The sequence below is a fragment of the Pseudarthrobacter sp. MEB009 genome (assembly GCF_030208875.1).
GTDB lineage: Bacteria > Actinomycetota > Actinomycetes > Actinomycetales > Micrococcaceae > Arthrobacter.
In genome coordinates, this window is the sequence record NZ_JARVTC010000010.1 from 15979 (window position 1) to 32794 (window position 16816).

Annotated in this window: 17 protein-coding genes; 5 read left to right on the plus strand and 12 right to left on the minus strand. The window is 68.1% G+C overall.

Annotated elements, in window-relative coordinates:
* Positions 1 to 163: 163 nt before the first annotated feature.
* Together nusA and rimP are read right to left on the minus strand one after the other, a co-directional pair.
* Positions 164 to 1144 carry a transcription termination factor NusA gene (gene nusA / locus QRN07_RS09070; protein ID WP_056598919.1) on the minus strand — a complete coding sequence of 327 codons (981 nt, stop codon included), beginning with the start codon at positions 1142 to 1144 and terminating at the stop codon, positions 164 to 166.
* On the minus strand, positions 1144 to 1758 hold the full coding sequence (rimP, locus tag QRN07_RS09075) for a ribosome maturation factor RimP (RefSeq protein WP_050687615.1): 615 nt from the start codon (positions 1756 to 1758) through the stop codon (positions 1144 to 1146). Before rimP ends, nusA begins: the two co-directional genes overlap by 1 nt.
* Before the next feature lie 106 nt (positions 1759 to 1864).
* Between rimP and QRN07_RS09080 the strand changes: the two genes are divergently transcribed.
* Together QRN07_RS09080 and QRN07_RS09085 are read left to right on the plus strand one after the other, a co-directional pair.
* Positions 1865 to 3130, plus strand: coding sequence for a DUF4439 domain-containing protein (locus QRN07_RS09080; RefSeq protein WP_285240907.1), 1266 nt, complete (start codon positions 1865 to 1867; stop codon positions 3128 to 3130).
* A gap of 132 nt (positions 3131 to 3262) precedes the next feature.
* A complete protein-coding gene (locus tag QRN07_RS09085; RefSeq protein WP_050687611.1) occupies positions 3263 to 4300 on the plus strand; it encodes an aminoglycoside phosphotransferase family protein in 1038 nt (345 codons plus the stop codon).
* A 22-nt stretch (positions 4301 to 4322) separates the two neighbouring features.
* Here QRN07_RS09085 and QRN07_RS09090 read toward each other — a convergent pair whose 3' ends face one another.
* Genes QRN07_RS09090 through QRN07_RS09100 form a run of 3 tightly spaced genes read right to left on the minus strand, consistent with a single transcriptional unit; the run spans position 4323 to position 8367 of the window.
* Positions 4323 to 5714, minus strand: a complete 1392-nt coding sequence (locus QRN07_RS09090; RefSeq protein WP_056598928.1) for a pyridoxal phosphate-dependent decarboxylase family protein — start codon at positions 5712 to 5714, stop codon at positions 4323 to 4325.
* Positions 5715 to 5754: 40 nt separating this feature from the next.
* On the minus strand, positions 5755 to 6543 hold the full coding sequence (locus tag QRN07_RS09095; protein ID WP_056598933.1) for a sulfite exporter TauE/SafE family protein: 789 nt from the start codon (positions 6541 to 6543) through the stop codon (positions 5755 to 5757).
* A 12-nt stretch (positions 6544 to 6555) separates the two neighbouring features.
* Complete coding sequence (locus QRN07_RS09100) at positions 6556 to 8367, minus strand: proline--tRNA ligase (RefSeq protein ID WP_050687605.1); 1812 nt, start codon at positions 8365 to 8367, stop codon at positions 6556 to 6558.
* A 402-nt stretch (positions 8368 to 8769) separates the two neighbouring features.
* On the opposite strand from QRN07_RS09100, the gene QRN07_RS09105 reads away from it, so the two are divergent.
* From QRN07_RS09105 to QRN07_RS09115, 3 genes are read left to right on the plus strand one after another with little or no spacing between them, the layout of a single operon-like run.
* Positions 8770 to 9552: an ABC transporter ATP-binding protein gene (locus tag QRN07_RS09105; RefSeq protein ID WP_050687603.1), complete on the plus strand. Its 783-nt coding sequence runs from the start codon at positions 8770 to 8772 to the stop codon at positions 9550 to 9552.
* Between the two features lie 11 nt (positions 9553 to 9563).
* On the plus strand, positions 9564 to 10307 hold the full coding sequence (locus tag QRN07_RS09110) for an ABC transporter permease (protein WP_050687601.1): 744 nt from the start codon (positions 9564 to 9566) through the stop codon (positions 10305 to 10307).
* A complete protein-coding gene (locus QRN07_RS09115) occupies positions 10304 to 10957 on the plus strand; it encodes a TetR/AcrR family transcriptional regulator (RefSeq protein ID WP_050687599.1) in 654 nt (217 codons plus the stop codon). Before QRN07_RS09110 ends, QRN07_RS09115 begins: the two co-directional genes overlap by 4 nt.
* Positions 10958 to 10968: 11 nt before the next feature.
* On the opposite strand, the gene QRN07_RS09120 is transcribed toward QRN07_RS09115, so the two are convergent.
* The 7 genes from QRN07_RS09120 to QRN07_RS09150 all read right to left on the minus strand — a co-directional run bounded on the left by QRN07_RS09120 (position 10969) and on the right by QRN07_RS09150 (position 16816).
* Entirely contained in the window at positions 10969 to 11733 is a 765-nt protein-coding gene (locus tag QRN07_RS09120) for a hypothetical protein (RefSeq protein ID WP_235504710.1), read from the minus strand.
* Positions 11734 to 11770: 37 nt separating this feature from the next.
* Entirely contained in the window at positions 11771 to 12661 is an 891-nt protein-coding gene (locus tag QRN07_RS09125; RefSeq protein ID WP_285240954.1) for a GNAT family N-acetyltransferase, read from the minus strand.
* Positions 12624 to 13790: a flavodoxin-dependent (E)-4-hydroxy-3-methylbut-2-enyl-diphosphate synthase gene (gene ispG, locus QRN07_RS09130; protein WP_028272164.1), complete on the minus strand. Its 1167-nt coding sequence runs from the start codon at positions 13788 to 13790 to the stop codon at positions 12624 to 12626. Before ispG ends, QRN07_RS09125 begins: the two co-directional genes overlap by 38 nt.
* A 34-nt stretch (positions 13791 to 13824) precedes the next feature.
* Positions 13825 to 14118 carry a YciI family protein gene (locus QRN07_RS09135; RefSeq protein ID WP_050687595.1) on the minus strand — a complete coding sequence of 98 codons (294 nt, stop codon included), beginning with the start codon at positions 14116 to 14118 and terminating at the stop codon, positions 13825 to 13827.
* A gap of 59 nt (positions 14119 to 14177) precedes the next feature.
* The gene (locus QRN07_RS09140) at positions 14178 to 14705 is read right to left on the minus strand and encodes a hypothetical protein (RefSeq protein ID WP_285240908.1); all 528 of its coding nucleotides are present in this window, start codon (positions 14703 to 14705) and stop codon (positions 14178 to 14180) included.
* The gene (locus QRN07_RS09145) at positions 14705 to 15406 is read right to left on the minus strand and encodes a MarR family transcriptional regulator (protein ID WP_056598941.1); all 702 of its coding nucleotides are present in this window, start codon (positions 15404 to 15406) and stop codon (positions 14705 to 14707) included. The genes QRN07_RS09140 and QRN07_RS09145 overlap by 1 nt, the downstream gene beginning before the upstream one ends.
* A gap of 78 nt (positions 15407 to 15484) precedes the next feature.
* Complete coding sequence (locus QRN07_RS09150) at positions 15485 to 16816, minus strand: M50 family metallopeptidase (protein WP_050687589.1); 1332 nt, start codon at positions 16814 to 16816, stop codon at positions 15485 to 15487.

Here is a 16816-nt window from a genome sequence, read left to right on the forward strand (position 1 = left end):
ATCTGCTGGCCCTGGGCTGGTCCCGTCCGCATTGGCGGAAGGGCACGCCCGGGGCGCACGGCTACCGGCCGTAAGGCGCGGTCTTGTCTATTCTAGCCCCTCAGGGCCGTTCTGCCCGAACCGGGGTGCCTGCCACGGCGTGGCTGGCACCCCGCCGACGGGATCAGCTTTCGCGGGCGGGCGCGGCGTCCGAAACGATGTCGATTCGCCAGCCGGTCAGCTTTGCTGCCAGGCGGGCGTTCTGGCCTTCCTTGCCGATGGCCAGCGAGAGCTGGTAGTCGGGCACCACCACGCGGGCGGACCGGGTCGCTTCGTCGGTAATGGTGACCGAGTTCACGCGGGACGGGGAGAGCGCGCTGGCGATGAAGGTGGCCGGGTTCTCGCTGAAGTCGACAATGTCGATTTTTTCGTCGTTGAGTTCGGTCATCACGGCGCGGACGCGGGAGCCCATTTCGCCGATGCAGGCACCCTTGGCGTTGATGCCGGGCATGTTGGCCTTGACAGCGATCTTGGTCCGGTGTCCGGCTTCGCGGGCCAGTGCCACGATCTCCACCGAGTGGTCGGCGATTTCGGGAACTTCCAGTTCGAACAGTTTCCGGACCAGGCCCGGGTGGGAGCGGGAAAGGGTCACGGACGGGCCCTTGGTGCCGCGGTGCACGTCGATGACCAGGGCGCGGAGCCTGTTGCCGTGCAGGTACTTCTCGCCCGGCACCTGCTCGGGCGGCGGCAGCAGCGCCTCCACGGCGCCCAGGTTGACCTGGATCATGTGCGGGTTGTTGCCCTGCTGGATGGTGCCGGCAATCAGTTCGCCTTCACGGCCCTTGAATTCGCCCAGGACGTTGTCGTCCTCAACGTCGCGCAGGCGCTGCAGGATGATCTGGCGGGCTGTGCTGGCGGCGATGCGGCCAAAGCCGGCGGGGGTGTCCTCGAACTCGCCAACGGGTGCGCCGTCGTCGTCGATTTCCACAGCCCAGATGGTCACGTGGCCGCTCTTGCGGTCCAGCTCGGCGCGGGCGCGCTCAAAGGCGCCCGGCGACTTGTGGTACGCCACCAGGAGGGCCTGCTCGATGGCAGGGATCAGGAGGTCCAGCGGGATTTCACGCTCACGCTCCAGAAGTCTCAGTGCGCTCATGTCAATATCCATCAGGCCTCCTCAGAAGGTCCATTGTGTTGCGGTTCCAGACCATCTTCGGGGAAGTGGCTGAATTCGATCTCGACTTTTCCGTTGCGGATCCTGTCGAAAGGAAGTTTGACGGGCTCGCCCTGCTTGGGCTTCATGCCCTTCTTGACGGCGATCTCGGGGATCAGGGTCACGCCGGAGTCGTCGACGGCGTGGATGCGGCCTGTGACGTTGTCGCCCTGGACCACATTCACCTTGACCATGCGGCCCTTGGCGCGGTGCCAGTGGCGCGCTTCGGTCAGGGGGCGTCCGACGCCGGGTGAGGACACCTCGAGGTCGTACGGACGGCCGTCGTCTGCGGGATCGTTGTCCAGCAGGTCCGAAAGGACCCGGGAGATGTCGGCGATGACGTCAAGGTTGACGCCGCCGGTTTCCTCCTGCGGCAGGTCAACCACCACGTGGACCACGCGGTGGGAGCCGGCGATGATGGCGACGTCCTCGAGGTAAAGCCGGTTGGCCAGCACGGCTGGTTCCAGGAGCGCGCGGAGCCGGGCTGCTTCGGGGTTGTGTTCCGGTGCGGACTCGGCCCCACCCGTTCCGGTGTGGTCTGTTGAAGCCGTGACTTCTGCATTGCTCACGATGCCGGCCGCCTCCCTTTAGATGATGTTGTGTGTACTAGCGTAGCTATTTTACCGGCACCGTGGTGCATGGAGTTCCGCTCCCGCCGTGGCACCATGGTCTGTTGTGGATGGGGATAATCAGCAGGACCGGCGGCGGCCGCCGTACTTCCGGTATGCGGTGCTGGGCTTCGCTGCGCTGCTGGTATTGGCCCTCGGATTTTCGCTGGTTCCCGCGGAACAACAGCCCCCGGACGAACCCACGCCCACCGAAATTTCCCGCGCGTCAGCCCTCGCCGAGGCACTGACGCTGCGCGCCGACGGGCAGCAGCTGGCCGCTTCGAGGACGCCCGACGACGGTGCTGCCGCTGCCGCGGCGGAGGTTGTGACCTTGCTGACCCTCCACGCCCGGGCGTTGCTGGCCCCCGGCGAGGTTTTCCCGGCGCCCGGCACTGCCGCTGCAGCTTCGGGCCCTGCTGCCGGGACGCCCGCCGTCCCGGCTCCGGAACCTTCCGGTTCCCGAACCGTACCTGAGGTGACGGCGGCGGAGCTGGCCGCAGATCTGGCCGGAAGCGGACGGACCAGGCTGCGCGACGCAGGGAAAGTGGACGGCGGCATGGCGCGGCTCCTGGCAGGCGCCGGCATCGCCCAACTGCTGGCAGCTGAAAAGCTTGCCGCCGCGGTCGGCGATCCCGCAGCTGCCGAACCCGGCCCCACGGCCTCGGAGCCTGCCGGAGCAGCGCCTACTGGAACCGGGCCTGCCGGAACACGGAACCCGGACGGGCGGGGTTCCGGCAGCACCGGCTCTGCTGGCCCCCTGGACTCCGCCGATCCGCTGGACCCGGACCGGCGGGGTTCCGGCAGCACCGGCCCCTCCCCTACGCCGGACTCCCCCACTGCGCAGGATCTCCCCTGCCCCGCCATGACATCCGGCGTCCCGGACGCAGGCGCGGCGCTGGCCCGCATGGCCAGGCTTGAAGAGCAGGCCGTCTACGGCTACCAGGCGGCATTGACCCGGCTTCCCCCTGGTGCGGTGGGGCCGGCGTCGGAGTTCCTGGCCCTGCACCGCGAACAGGCTGCCGGCGCCCGGGCCCGTAGCCTTGCGGACTGCGGCCGCCCGGCAGCACCGGACCCCGGGTACAACCTGGACGCGGCGTTCCTGGCCGCGCCCGCCGACGCACTTGGCCGGCTTGAAGCGGACATCCTGCCGGCCTACGGCGACGTGGTGTCGCTGGCCGACTCCCCGGACCGGGCCTGGGCCCTTGCCGGGTTGGAGGCCGCCGCCCGCCGTACCGTGGACTGGGGCGCCGACCCCGGCCCGGTGCCGGGTCTGGTGCTGGACGAATCCCTGCTGCCCGCCGGTCCCGTCGAAAGCCCGCCCGGGGACAAGTAGCCCGGGACAGGTCACCGGGACCAACAAGCCGGGTCCATGAAGCCCCGGCAAAGCAGCCCGGGACAGGTCACCGGGACCCAGGAACCGCGCCCTTTCGCCGCACCGCGCCGCTGCGCGCCTAGGCTGGAAGCCATGACCCCGCCCGTGGCAATACCCATCCCGCCGGACCTCGCTGCCCGCTATGGCCGGAGCAGCGCGGGCCGGGCCTGGCTGGCATCCTTGCCGGACCTCATTGACGGCCGGCTGGACCACTGGCAGCTGACCCCGGACCTTGCCCCGGGCACCCTGCCCTGGAATGGGCACGGCGGCATTGTGATCCCGGTGCTCCGCGCAGACGGATCCCGGGCGGCCCTGAAGATCGCCTTCCCGCATGATGAGGCCAAGGTGGAACGGCTCGCGCTGAAGCTGTGGGACGGCAACGGCGCCGTGGCACTCCTCGAAGCGGACGCCGGCACCTGCGCCATGCTGCTGGACCGGCTCGAGGCCGGCCGGTCGCTGTACACCGCGCCCATGGACCACGCCGTGGAGGTTTGGGGCGGGCTGGTTCCCCGGCTTGGCATCCGGCCGGACGACCGGCCGGAGTGGCATCAACTCGAACACATCGCGGCCCGTGCGGAGCAGTGGAGCGATGACCTGCCGGCCGACTGGGAGCAACTGGGCCGGCCCTTCCCGCGCTGGCTCCTCGAAGCTGCACTGGAGGTGTGCCAGACCCGCGGTGCAGTGGGGCGGCGGACCGCCACCGACGTCCTGGTGCACACGGACCTGCATTTCCTGAACGTCCTGGCCGGAAGCTCCTGCCCGCCCGCCGGTCATCCGTCCGCTGCTGCCGGCTACGCCGCCATCGACCCGCAGCCCATGATCGGGGAGCCGGAGTTTGCGGTGGCGCCGCTGCTTTGGAACCGCCTTTTTGACCTGCCGGCAGCCCAGCAGGCTGCAGGGCTGCGGCAACGCTGCGCTGATTTCAGCCTCGCTGCCGGGCTGGACCCGGACGTCGCCCGGCAGTGGGCGGTGGCCCGGGAAGTGGACAATGCCCTGTGGTATGCCGGGAAAGCCGGACACCAGGGCGACCTCTTGCGTTCACTGTGGGTCGCCAGCACCTTGGCCGGCCGGACCCTTCCGGGCCTGCCGCCGGCCCGGGACCTCCCCGAGCCGGGGGCCGCGGCGGGCTGAGCGGACGGGCGCCCCTGGAACGTCAGCCGGACCGCACCGCGTCCAAGGCTGAGCGGACGGCTTCAACTGCGATGTCCACTTCCGCCGCAGCGGTGTGCCAGTTGCTCACCGATACCCTCAGGATGTCCCGGTCCCGCCACCGCGAGCCCGACATCCACACCCTGCCGTCGCTGATGATGCGGGCGGTCACGGCCCTTGTGGTGGCATCGTCGCCGAACGCGAGGCACACCTGGGTATAGCCGACGTCGTTCAGGACTTCCACGCCGTCCACACCGGCCAGCCCTGCCGCGATATCCGCGGCCGCCGTCGCGAGCCCCTCGATCTGGGCGGCCACGCCGTCCCTGCCCAGGCTCTTCAGCGCGGCCCACACGGGTACACCGCGGGCGCGGCGTGAAAGTTCCGGGACCTTTTCGAACGGATCGCCGGGGCCTTCGGCGTCGTGGATCAGGTAGCTGGCGTGCAGGCCCATGGCTGAGCGGAGCGCCGAGGCGTCCCGGACAATGGCAATCCCGCAGTCGTAGGGCACGTTGAGGGTCTTGTGCGCGTCGGTTCCCCACGAATCGGCGTCCTCGTAGCCGCGGGTCAGGTGCCGGAGCCCCGGCGCTGCCGCCGCCCACAGGCCAAAGGCCCCGTCCACGTGGACCCACGCGCCGTGCCTGCGGGCCACGCTGATGGCCTCGGGGAAGGGGTCGAAGGCGCCCGAGTGCAGGTTTCCCGCCTGCAGGCACACCAACGCCGGGCCGGACCCCGCGGCCAGGGCCGCCTCAAGGGCCGCCGGTTCCAACCGGCCCTGCGCGTCGGCAGCCACCACGTCAGGCCGGCCCAGCCCCAGGTAGCGCAGGCCCAGGTCCACGGTGTCATGCCGTTCCCTGCCCACGAAACACCGCACTTTGGGCGCCCCCGTCAGCCCGTCGCGGTCCACGTCCCACCCGGCATCGGCCAGGAGCCGCCACCTTGCGGCGGCCATCCCGGTGAAGTTGGCCATGGTGGCCCCCGTGGCGAATCCGACGTCGGCACCGGCCGGGAGGCCCAGCAGTTCCAGGATCCATGCCCCGGCGCTCTCTTCAATGGCCGCCATGGCGGGCGTGGCGTAGCGGAGTCCGGCGTTCTGGTCCCAGGCGCTGACCAGCCAGTCAGAGGCCAGGGCGGCGGGAAGGGTGCCGCCCATGACCCAACCAAAGAACCTGCCCGAGGGGATGGCCATCAATCCCGGTTCGGCGGTCCGGGCCAGGAGGTCCACCACATCGCCGGCGGGCATCCCCCGGGCTGGTATTGGTCCGCCGAAAGCTGTTGCGAGGTCGTGGGCGGTGGCGCTGGGACCTACGGGCCGGTCAGGAAGGCTCTGCAGCCAGGCAGCCGCATGGCGGGCTGCCGCATCCAGGGCCGGGGCATACCCGTCGTCGCCGTTTGACATACCAGCATGCTACGCCCGGCGGCAGGCCGCCAGGCAGGCGTCAGGCGAAGTTTTCCTGCCACACGTCCAGGCCGAGTTTGATGATGAGGGCAGCCACCACCACCAGGAACACCACCCGGACAAATTTGCTGCCCTTGCTGACGGCGGTCCTGGCGCCCAGGTACCCGCCGGCCATGTTCGCCGCGCCGAGCAGGAGGCCAAGGCCCCAGAGGATGGATCCGTGCGGCATAAAAAACAGCAGGGCGCCGGCATTGGTGGCCATGTTGACGATTTTGGCCTTGGCGCTGGCCTCGAGGAATGCGTAGCCCATGGCGGAGACCAACGCGATCACCAGGAAGGACCCCGTGCCGGGCCCGATCAGGCCGTCATAAAAACCGATGACGGCACCGATCAGGCACGCCACCACATAATGCTTGTGCCCGTCATGGCGCAGCGCCGTGATCCCGCCGATGTCCGGTTTCAACGCCGTGAACAGGGCCACAGCCACCAGCGCCGTGATGATGATGGGCTTGAACACCCCGGCGGGCAGGGTGGCCGCCAGGATGGCACCGCCGAAGCTGCCCGCCAACGCGATCGCCGCCATGGGCAGGGCCGTCCGGAGATCCGGCCGCACCCGGCGGTAATAGGTGGTGGCGCTGGTGGCCGTTCCGAAAATGGAACCCAACTTGTTGGTGGCCAGCGCCTGCACGGGCGTGATGCCCGGGACCAGCAGCAGGGCCGGCAGCTGGATCAGGCCGCCGCCGCCCACCACCGCATCCACCCAGCCGGCCGCGAATCCGGCCAGCACCAACAACAGGAGCGTTGTCAGCTCCAGGGATTCAAGACCCATCGCGGACCCGGGTCAGTTGCCGCGGACGGCTGCGACGACGTAGTCCACGGCCTTCTCTACCGCCACGTTTTCCGCGTCGCCGCTGCGGCGGTCCTTGATCTCCACCACGCCGTCCGCCAGGCCGCGGCCCACGGCGAGGATGGTGGGCACACCCAGGAGTTCGGCGTCGCCGAACTTCACCCCGGGGGAGACCTTGGGCCGGTCATCGTAAATGACGTCCAGTCCGGCAGCTTCCAGGTCCTGTGCCAGCTGGCCGGCGGTAGCGAAGATTTCCTCACCGCGGCCGACGGCGACCACGTGGACGTCCGCCGGTGCCACCGCGCGGGGCCACACGAGGCCCCGGTCGTCGTGGTTGGCTTCGGCCAGTGCCGCCACGGCCCGGGTGACACCCACGCCGTAGGAGCCCATGGTGACGGTGACCTGCTTGCCGTTCTGGTCCAGGACCTTCAGTTCCAGGGCTTCGGCGTACTTCCGGCCGAGCTGGAAGATGTGGCCCATCTCGATGCCGCGGGCGGTCTCCAGGGGGCCGGAGCCGTCAGGGGCAGGATCGCCGGCGCGGACGTCGGTGCACTCGATGGCGCCGTCCCAGCCGAAGTCCCGGCCGGCCACCAGGCCAAAGACGTGCTTGCCGGCTTCGTTGGCGCCGGTGATCCAGGCGGAGCCACTGACAACCCGGGGATCCACGAGGTACAGCATCCCGGCAGTGCCTTCGGCGCCCAGCAGGGCAGCGTCGAGGCTCATGCCGGGGCCAAGGTAGCCCTTGACGATCAGCGGGTTCTTCTTGAGGTCCACATCGTTGGCGGCTTCCAGGCCGATTTCGCCGCTGATGGGCAGGTACGAGCCGATGTTGGCCTCAACCCGCTTGAGGTCAACGTTCCGGTCGCCGGGCAGGCCGATGGCCACAAGCTGCCGCTCGCCGGTGGGCAGCGTCACGGCGATGACCACGTTCTTCAGCGTGTCCGCGGCAGTCCAGGGACCGCCGTCGGCCTCGCTGCGCGGAGCGAGCTGGTTGGCGGCGTTGACCAGGGTCTCGATGGTGGGGGTGTCCGGCGTATCGAGGACCTCGGCGGCGGGCGCGGCGCTGAAGTCGATGTCCGCGGGCACCACGGTGGTCACGGCTTCGACGTTCGCGGCGTATCCGCCGGCGGAGCGCACAAACGTGTCTTCGCCGATCTCGGTGGGGAACAGGAACTCTTCGCTCCGGGATCCGCCCATGGCACCGGCGGTGGCGGAGACGGGAAGGACTTCAAGGCCGAGGCGCGCGAAGATCTTCAGGTATGCACCGCGGTGGGCAGCGTAGCTGGCGTCCAGGCCGGCGTCGTCCACGTCGAAGGAGTACGAATCCTTCATGATGAACTCGCGGCCGCGCAGCAACCCTGCCCGGGGACGGGCTTCATCGCGGTACTTGTTCTGGATCTGGTAGAGGCTCAGGGGCAGGTCCTTGTACGAGGAGTACAGATCCTTGACCAGCAGCGTGAACATTTCCTCGTGCGTGGGGGCCAGCAGGTAGTCCGCACCCTTGCGGTCCTGGAGCCGGAACAGGCCCTCGCCGTACTCGGTCCAGCGGTTGGTGGCCTCGTAGGGCTCGCGGGGCAGCAGCGCGGGGAAATGCACTTCCTGCGCGCCGATGGCCGACATTTCCTGCCGGATGATTTCCTCGACCTTGCGCAGCACGCTCAGGCCCAGCGGCAGCCAGGTGTAGATGCCGGGCGCTGCCCGCCGGATGTAGCCGGCGCGGACCAGGAGCTTGTGGCTGGCCACCTCGGCGTCGACGGGATCTTCACGCAGGGTGCGCAGGAAAAGCTGGGACATTCTTTGGACCACGGGTGGTATCCGTTTCTGGGGAGGTGCTGGATCAGCAAAGCCGGGCATGTTTTGTCTGGGAACCAATCTACCGGTTCAGCGCGCCCTATCCCGGCGGCGACCTGCCCGCCTCAGTAGAGCCACGCCCGGTACTGCAAAGCCCCTGGCCCCCAAAAGGCTGGTCATCGCATCCGGGCGTGGCTCAACGCCGTGACCGCCGTTGTTCCGGCGTGGACCGCTGAGACCGCCCACGCCACTCCAGCGCAGCTAGGTCGAACCTATGTGATGCCGCCCACATTCACAAGTTTTCTCTTGGCTACCGACCCATTGACCCGGACCTTTCGCGGGCTTAACTTTAATTCATCAGGTGATGAATTAGGTGCGGTGGTACCTGGCAGCCTGCTCCCCCGCATGGAGGCGGACATGACTCATTCGGCAGCAGCCGGAAACGGCATCGGGACGGCCGGCGTGGCGGTCTCGGCCCGAGGCCTGCAGGTAATCCGGGGGAAAATCCCCGTGCTGCGCGGCCTGGATTTCGAGATCCCCTCGGGCCGCATCACCGGCCTGCTGGGTCCCTCAGGTAGCGGCAAAACCACCCTGATGCGGGCCATCGTTGGCGTTCAGGTGGTCTCCGCCGGAACGGTGCAGGTCCTTGGGCTGGCTGCAGGTGACCCAGCCCTGCGGCACCGGGTGGGTTACGTGACCCAGTCAGCCAGCATCTACCCGGACCTGAGCGTTGAGGCGAACGTCCGTTATTTCGGCGCCATGCACAAAAAGAAGAAAGCCGATGTCGCGGAGGCGATTGCCGCCGTCGGACTCGACCAGTTGGCCAGGCGCAAGGCGGCCGATCTCTCAGGCGGGCAGCTCAGCCGGGTGTCGCTGGCCTGCGCGCTGGTGGCGCACCCCCGGCTCCTGGTCCTGGACGAACCCACGGTGGGCCTGGACCCGGTGCTGCGCGCCGAACTTTGGGAACGCTTCCGGGCCATGGCCGATTCCGGCACCACCTTGCTGGTATCAAGCCACGTGATGGAGGAGGCCAGCCACTGCGGGACACTGCTGCTGCTGCGCGAAGGGGAACTGCTGGCCCGGCTGACGCCGGCCGAATTGAGCCTGCGTGGCCGCAGCCAGGACCTGGAGAAAGCATTCCTGGCCATCATCCGCGAATCGGAGCAGAGGGTCGACGCCCTGGACGGGAAGGTGCTGTGATGGATGCTGCAATGCTGATGGCCACCGCCCGGCGGGTCCTGGAGCAACTGCGCCACGACCACCGCAGCGTGGGCCTGATCCTGGTGGTTCCCGCGCTGCTGCTGACCGCCGTCTACTTCCTGTATGAAAACGAGACGCTCCTGCCCGGCCAGCCACGGACCTTCGACAGGGTTGGCCTGATGATGCTGGTGATCTTCCCGTTTGTGGTGATGTTCCTGGTCACCTCCATTACGATGCTCCGGGAACGGACCACCGGGACGCTGGAGCGGCTGCTCACCACGCCGGTCCACAAGGCGGACCTGCTGTTCGGCTACGGCCTGGCGTTCTCCATCATGGCTGCCCTGCAGTCGCTGGTGGCCACGGCCGTGGCGTATTGGATCTTTGGCCTGGCGATCAAGGGCTCCCCCGGCTATGTGGTGCTGATCGCCGTGCTCAACGCCGTCCTGGGGGTGGCGCTGGGGCTGTTGTGTTCGGCGTTTGCCCGGACCGAGTTCCAAGCGGTGCAGTTCATGCCGGTGGTGGTGGTTCCACAGATCCTGCTGTGCGGGCTTTTTGTGGCCAGGGACCGGATGAACGAGGTGTTGGAGGCAATCTCCAATGTGCTGCCGCTGACGTTTTCCGTGGACGCGCTGCAGGAGATCGCCGGAAATGAGGCAGCGACGGAACGGCTCTGGCAGGATGCGGGCATTATGGCGGCCATCGTGCTGGGCGTCCTGGTGCTGGCCGCGATGACGCTGCGCCGGCGCAGCGCGTGAGTCCATCCGCCGGCGGTACCGGCGGCACCCGGCGCGGCCGCCGTGGCGGCGCCGGGGCTTCCCGCGCCCACATCCTCGATGCCGCCCGGCGGTTGTTCGCAGAACACGGGTTCGAGGGGACCAGCCTGCGTCAGGTGGCCAGGCTGGCCGGGGTTGATCCCGCCATGGTCCATCATTTCTTCGAGAGCAAGGAAGAACTTTTTACGCTCAGCGTCGAATTGCCGGCCGATCCCGAACTGGTACTGGCCGGGGTGTCCGGCTCCGACCCGGAGCACCGTGCGGAGCTGATTGTCCAGGCAGTGCTGCGGCTATGGGAAAGCCCTGCCCAGCCGAGCCTGGTGGCGTTCATCCGCGGGACCCTGGGATCCACGGCAAGGACCGCGCTGCTGCGCGACCTGGTCAGCCGCAGGATCATCCGCCGTGTGGTGACCGGCCTGCCCGGGACACCCGCGGAAGTGGCACTCCGCGGGGACCTGGTGGCAACGCAGATGGTTGGCCTGATGATGGTGCGCTACGTTATCCGGCTGGAACCGCTGGCGTCCGCGGCACCGGCGGAGGTGGTCCGCCTGATAGCCCCGAACGTCCAGCGGTACCTGACCGGTGACCTGGGTCCCGCGGCCGGCTTACCGGATGGCGCCGGCCCTAAGTGATGGCGCCGGCGTTACTTGATCAGCGCGGCGGCGGAGTCGAGCAGCGCGCCGGCCCGTTCCGCGGCATCAGCTTCGGTGGCTCCGCCGGTGGCCACAGACGACACCAGGACACCGTTCTTGGCCACCATCGCGGTCACCACGGACTGCACGGTGCCACCCGGAACCGTGGTGTCCGTGCGGTAGGCCACCGTGTCCGGCGAGGTGCCAACGCCGTCGAGGACCTCGATTTTCACCGCGACCGCGGTTCCCTGCACCGTCATGGTCATTTCAGCACAGTTCTTCAGGTCGGCGCCCTGGGACATGGCCTTCTCCAGGAAGGCCTGGTCCTGGCCGGAAACCAGGGACAGCGCAACCACGCCGCCGGTGGCCGCGTCAGTGCTCTGGCCTGCGGCCAAGGCGAGGCCTTCGGCGTCCGGCACCGTCCCGCCGGCGGCCAGCTGCTTGCACTCTGCCGGCTCCACCTCGATGGAGGAAATCAGTTCCTTGGTCTGGGCCAGGGTGGTTTCGACGTCAGTGACGGGCAGGATCTGAAGTTTGTTGCCGGCCGTGTCCTCAAGCTGTTCGAGGATGCCAGCCAGGTCAGCCGCCGTGTATTCCTTGGCCTCTTCGGTCTTGGCCGGTTCGCTGGCGGCCGCTGCGGATGAGCCGCCTGAAGCCGGGCCGCCGGACGCCGAAGCGCCGTCTGCCGGAGCAGCTGCAGGGCTTGAACATCCGGATACAACAAGTGCGAGCAGGGCTGTCGCCCCGAGTGTCAGCGGTGCCGTGAACTTCATCATTTCCCCCAATGGATTTAAAGCAGGACCCGATGGCCCACTAGAAAAGCACTGTAGCGAAAGTTCCCACCTGCCGGAAGCCGACACGTTCATAGGTTGACCGGGCACGGGCGTTGAACCCGTTGACGTACAGGCTGGTTACAGGCGCGAAGGCACGTGCGTGTTCCACCACGGCGGCCATATAGCCGGCACTCAGGCCGCGGCCGCGGTAGTCCGGGTTCATCCAGACGCCCTGCACCTGGGTGGCGTCCTGGGTGACAGCGCCGAGTTCGGCCTTGAACACCACGTCCCCGGCGTAGTTGAGGTGTGCCAGCGAGTGTCCCTGCCGGATGAGGCCCTCCACCCGGCGGCTGTAGAACTCCCTGCCGCCAAGGAACGGCGAGTAGCCTACTTCCTCTTCAAACATGGCGGCGCATGCGGGCAGGATCCGGTCAAAGTCGGCCAGGTTGCCCCGCTGCAGGCCCGGATTGGGTTCCACCTGCGGCGGACCGGCAATGGTCATCAGCGGTTGCTCGTCCCGGACTTCGTGGGCGCGGTGGCCGCGCTGGACCAGTTCGGCGTGGAGGGCCAGCACGGCCGGCGCCGGACCGAAGGCCGAGGCGTAGCGGCGCCCTGAGGTGCTGGCCACCTCAGCCACGGGGCCGGCCAGGGCAGGATCCAGCTGGACCGGGACCAGGTTGGCCCCGGCCCAGCAGGCACCCACCAGGATGCCGTCGTCGAGGACTCCAATGATCCCGGCGCCGCCGGTGGTGGGCGCGGCCGTCCCCGTCGTTTTCAGGTGCGCCAGGATAAACACGTTGGTGACGGGGTCCTGCTCCGCGAGGCGGCGAAGGGCAGCCGTGTCCTGGCTGTCCAGCGTCCGGACCGAAATACCCGGCGGGTCGGTGGCGTCCTTACGAGACGCTAACCACGGGGCTACCCTTGACAGCATCTTCGCCATCGGCCTCCCCCATCTCTTCCGCGATACGCATGGCCTCTTCGATCAGTGTCTCAACAATTTCGCTTTCGGGCACAGTCTTGATGACTTCGCCCTTCACAAAGATCTGGCCCTTGCCGTTGCCTGAGGCCACACCAAGATCCGCCTCGCGGGCCTCGCCGGGACCGTTGACAACGCAGCCCATGACGGCCACCCGCAGCGGGATCTCCATGCCCTCCAGGCCGGCGGTGACCTGCTCGGCGAGCGTGTAAACATCCACCTGCGCGCGCCCGCAGGAGGGGCAGGAAACAATCTCGAGCTTGCGGGGGCGCAGGTTCAACGATTGCAGGATCTGGTTTCCCACCTTGATTTCCTCCACCGGCGGGGCCGAGAGGGAAACCCGGATGGTGTCGCCGATCCCGCGCGAGAGCAGGGCGCCGAACGCGGTGGCTGACTTGATGGTGCCCTGGAAGGCGGGGCCCGCCTCGGTGACGCCGAGGTGCAGCGGCCAGTCACCCTGTTCGGCCAGCATCTCGTAGGCGGCCACCATGATCACGGGATCATTGTGCTTCACGGAAATCTTGAAGTCGTGGAAGCCGTGTTCCTCGAACAGCGAGGCTTCCCAGACCGCGGATTCCACCAGGGCTTCGGGTGTGGCTTTGCCGTACTTCTTCAGGATTCCCGGTTCCAGCGAGCCGGCGTTGACACCGATGCGGATGGAGGTGCCGTGGTCCTTCGCGGCGCGGGCGATTTCCTTGACCTGGTCATCGAACTTGCGGATGTTGCCCGGGTTCACGCGGACTGCCGCGCAACCGGCCTCGATGGCGGCGAACACGTACTTGGGCTGGAAGTGGATGTCCGCGATGACCGGGATCTGCGACTTCCGCGCGATGATGGGCAGCGCCTCGGCATCGTCCGCGGACGGGCAGGCCACGCGCACAATGTCGCAGCCGGACGCCGTCAGTTCAGCAATCTGCTGCAGCGTGGCGTTGATGTCGGTGGTGGGGGTGGTGGTCATCGACTGCACGCTGATGGGCGAGTCCGAGCCCACCCCGACAGAGCCGACCTTGATCTGGCGCGTCTTGCGGCGGGGGGCAAGGACGGGCGGCGGTGCTGACGGCATTCCCAGGCTGACCGAGGTCACGAGAGGCTCCTTGAGTTTGAGGGGTGGAGAGGGGCTACGCGCTGTGTCCGGCCAGCTGGCCGGTCACGGGTGACCATTCGGTGATCCGGGTGCCGGCAATCACGCCGGCGGCGGCGAAGGGATCCTGCTTGAGGATCGAATTCAGCGCTGCCTCATCGGCTGCCTTGAAGATGAGCAGCGCGCCTGCGCCGTCACCGTAGGGGCCACTGGCCAGGATGGCGCCGTCGTCCGCGAGACCTGCGGTCCATTCCCGGTGGGCCGGCCGGGCCTGGTTCCGGTCTTCGGTGGAGTTGGCGGTGTACACGTACTCAACGGCAAAAACTGTCATACCGATACCCTATCTCCACTCCGGCCCGCACCCATCCGCCCGCCAGGCTTGTGGGCCGTTCAGGAGAGGAAGAGGACCTTGACCACGGCGCCGGTTCCGGCGGCCCAGAGCATCGACGTCAGGGTTCCGATGATGAACCGCTCCGCCGCGACAGGAGTTTCCTTCAGCTCGGCGAACCGGCCCAGGCCCTTGATGGCCACGATGTAGGCGATGGCCACCGGCTGGCCGGTGAGGATCGCCAGGCACACGCCGAGCCGCTCCAGCACACCAATGATCGCCCCGCCGCGCAGGATGCGCTGGCCGCTCCCCTGCGGGCCGGGAGCGGACGACGCCGGCTGGTCCCGCGGGGCGGTCAGTTCACCGTCCACGTTCTGGGGACCCCGGTCCGGGGCAGGGCGCGCCGGCCGCACCGGGTCCACGGTGACGTCAGCGGCAGGGTCCTCGGCTTTCCGCCGGGAATCCTCCGCAGCCTTGGCCGCATCCGCCCTTTCGTCGATGGTCCTGGCCAGCCTGAAGACCAGCGCCGTGACCGGCCAGCCGGCGAAACCGGCAACGGCCAGCGCGCTGACAACCCAGAAGGCATCCATCAGATCCCCTCCCCTGACGCGCCGGTTCCGGCAGGATTCCCGCCAACCCGCAGGCGGGCGAAGTCCAACAGCATTTCCGCGGCCGGCCTGGCCGCCCATTCCTCCTGCCAGCCGGACCTCAGCACGGTCCGGCTCACGGATTGCTCGGTGATTCCCAGTTCCGCCGCAACCTGCTTCTGGGTGCCATGCCGGCCGGGTCCGTGGCGGTGCAGGGCGTCCACCACCCGCCACTGGGCCTCGGTCCGCTCCTGGACGATCCTGCCCAGGAGCCGCAGCACGGCCTCGGCATTGGCGCATTCACGTGTTCCCATGCCGGCACCTCCGTCCTTGTCCGCCCGGTTCCTTGCTTCCCTGCCCATGGTCCCGGGGACCACTGACAATGGCACCTGCGAGCCGGCGGCCTTGGCCTGTTCCACGGCTTTCCGGGCCGCCACGAATCCTGTTCCGGCCCCCTCCCGGGGGCTCGCGCCGGCGTCGAGCTCCACCGTTCCCACGCCGATGCCCACGTACCAGTGCCCGGTGCGGAGGGCGAACAGGGCGATGTCCACCACGTGCGCGGCGTCCGGCACCACCCCCTGGACCTCGTCGCCCACGGACCGTTCAAAGCCGGTGGGGCCAAGGCGCGCCAACGCCGCAATGAAGTCCGGGACACGGTCCCGGTCACCGGTACTGCCGCGCTGGTCGATGGTCATCACGAACATGCCACAACCATATGCGTCTTACTATTGGGAATCAATCATTTATGACTGATTACCTGAAATCAGCTGTATGGTGCTTTGTCAGCCGAACAGGTTGACGGGTTTGACAATGTCCGCGTAAATCAACAGCGCGCTCATCCCCATCAACAGGACGGCCACCACATAGGTCACGGGCAACAGCTTGGCGATGTCGAAGGCTCCCGGGTCCGGCCGGCCGAACAGCTTGGCCAGCCGGCGCCTCGCACCTTCGTACAGCGCACCGGCCACGTGCCCGCCGTCGAGCGGCAGCAGCGGCACCAGGTTGAAAACGCCCAAGGCAAAGTTCAGGCCGGCCAGGAGCCCGATCAGGGTGGCAATCCTCGCATCCGCCGGAACCTCCTCCATGGCCGCCACCTCGCCGGCGACGCGTCCCACGCCCACCACGGAGATGGGCCCGTTGGGATCGCGTGGTTCCTCGCTGAAGGCGGCTTTCGCCACCCCCACCACGCGGGCGGGGAGGTTCAGGATGACCCCTGCCACCTGCCGGATGTTTTCCCCGGCCATGGGCAGGACGGACGACGCCGGCTGGGGCACCAGCGCGGTCTGCGCACCGATGCCAAGGAAGCCGACGTCCTGGTAGCGGAGGGTGCCGGCGTCGTCGGTTGCCTGGCGGCCGTCAGCGCCCACGATGGGACGCGCGGACAGGACCGGCGTCACGGTGGTGGCCACTTCGGCGCCGTTCCGCTCAACGGTGATGGGAACTTCCCGGCCCGCCGAAGCGCGGATCCTTTCGGTGAGCTGGTCCCAGCCGGTGACGGTCCAGCCGTCGAACGAGGTCACCGTGTCATTGGGCTGGAGGCCGGCCGCCGCAGCGGGCGTCAGCTGGCAGTCTGCCGAATCCGGATCCACGGTTTCGCCGGCAGCGACCTGGCATTTGGAGACATCGGAGATGGTGGTGGTTGCTGTGGGCGAACCGAATCCCATCAAAAGGACGGCCGTCAACAGGATGCCCAGCACGAAGTTCATGGCGGGCCCGCCCAGCATGATGGTGATTTTTTTCCAGACCGGCAACCGGTAAAACACCCTGTTGCCGTCCTCCGGACCAACTTCCTCATGGGCCATTGACCGGGCTTCGGTGGCCAGGGTCTGGAACATGCCGGTGCTGGAGGGCCGGACCGTTCCGTCGTCCTTGTTTGGCGGATACATCCCGATCATGGACACGTAGCCGCCCAGCGGGATGGCTTTGACGCCGTACTCGGTCTCGCCCTTCCGCCGGGACCACAGGGTGGGCCCGAAGCCGATCATGTACTTGGTCACGCGGACCTTAAAGAGCTTGGCAGGCAGGAGGTGGCCCACCTCGTGCAGCGCGATGGAGGCGGCGATGCCGAGTGCCACGACGAGGACGCCGAGGATAAAAAGGAGAACGGTGGTCAT

Bases quoted from the DNA above. Each gene is read 5' to 3' on its own strand.
- QRN07_RS09145 (WP_056598941.1), bottom strand. From the start codon at position 15,406: ATGTTCGTGATGACCATCGACCAGCGCGGCAGTACCGGTGACCGGGAC.
- QRN07_RS09105 (WP_050687603.1), top strand. From the start codon at position 8,770: ATGACTCATTCGGCAGCAGCCGGAAACGGCATCGGGACGGCCGGCGTG.
- QRN07_RS09140 (WP_285240908.1), bottom strand. From the start codon at position 14,705: ATGGATGCCTTCTGGGTTGTCAGCGCGCTGGCCGTTGCCGGTTTCGCC.
- QRN07_RS09095 (WP_056598933.1), bottom strand. From the start codon at position 6,543: ATGGGTCTTGAATCCCTGGAGCTGACAACGCTCCTGTTGTTGGTGCTG.
- QRN07_RS09135 (WP_050687595.1), bottom strand. From the start codon at position 14,118: ATGACAGTTTTTGCCGTTGAGTACGTGTACACCGCCAACTCCACCGAA.
- QRN07_RS09150 (WP_050687589.1), bottom strand. From the start codon at position 16,816: ATGACCACCGTTCTCCTTTTTATCCTCGGCGTCCTCGTCGTGGCACTC.
- QRN07_RS09125 (WP_285240954.1), bottom strand. From the start codon at position 12,661: ATGCTGTCAAGGGTAGCCCCGTGGTTAGCGTCTCGTAAGGACGCCACC.
- QRN07_RS09120 (WP_235504710.1), bottom strand. From the start codon at position 11,733: ATGATGAAGTTCACGGCACCGCTGACACTCGGGGCGACAGCCCTGCTC.
- QRN07_RS09110 (WP_050687601.1), top strand. From the start codon at position 9,564: ATGCTGATGGCCACCGCCCGGCGGGTCCTGGAGCAACTGCGCCACGAC.
- nusA (WP_056598919.1), bottom strand. From the start codon at position 1,144: ATGGATATTGACATGAGCGCACTGAGACTTCTGGAGCGTGAGCGTGAA.
- QRN07_RS09085 (WP_050687611.1), top strand. From the start codon at position 3,263: ATGACCCCGCCCGTGGCAATACCCATCCCGCCGGACCTCGCTGCCCGC.
- QRN07_RS09090 (WP_056598928.1), bottom strand. From the start codon at position 5,714: ATGTCAAACGGCGACGACGGGTATGCCCCGGCCCTGGATGCGGCAGCC.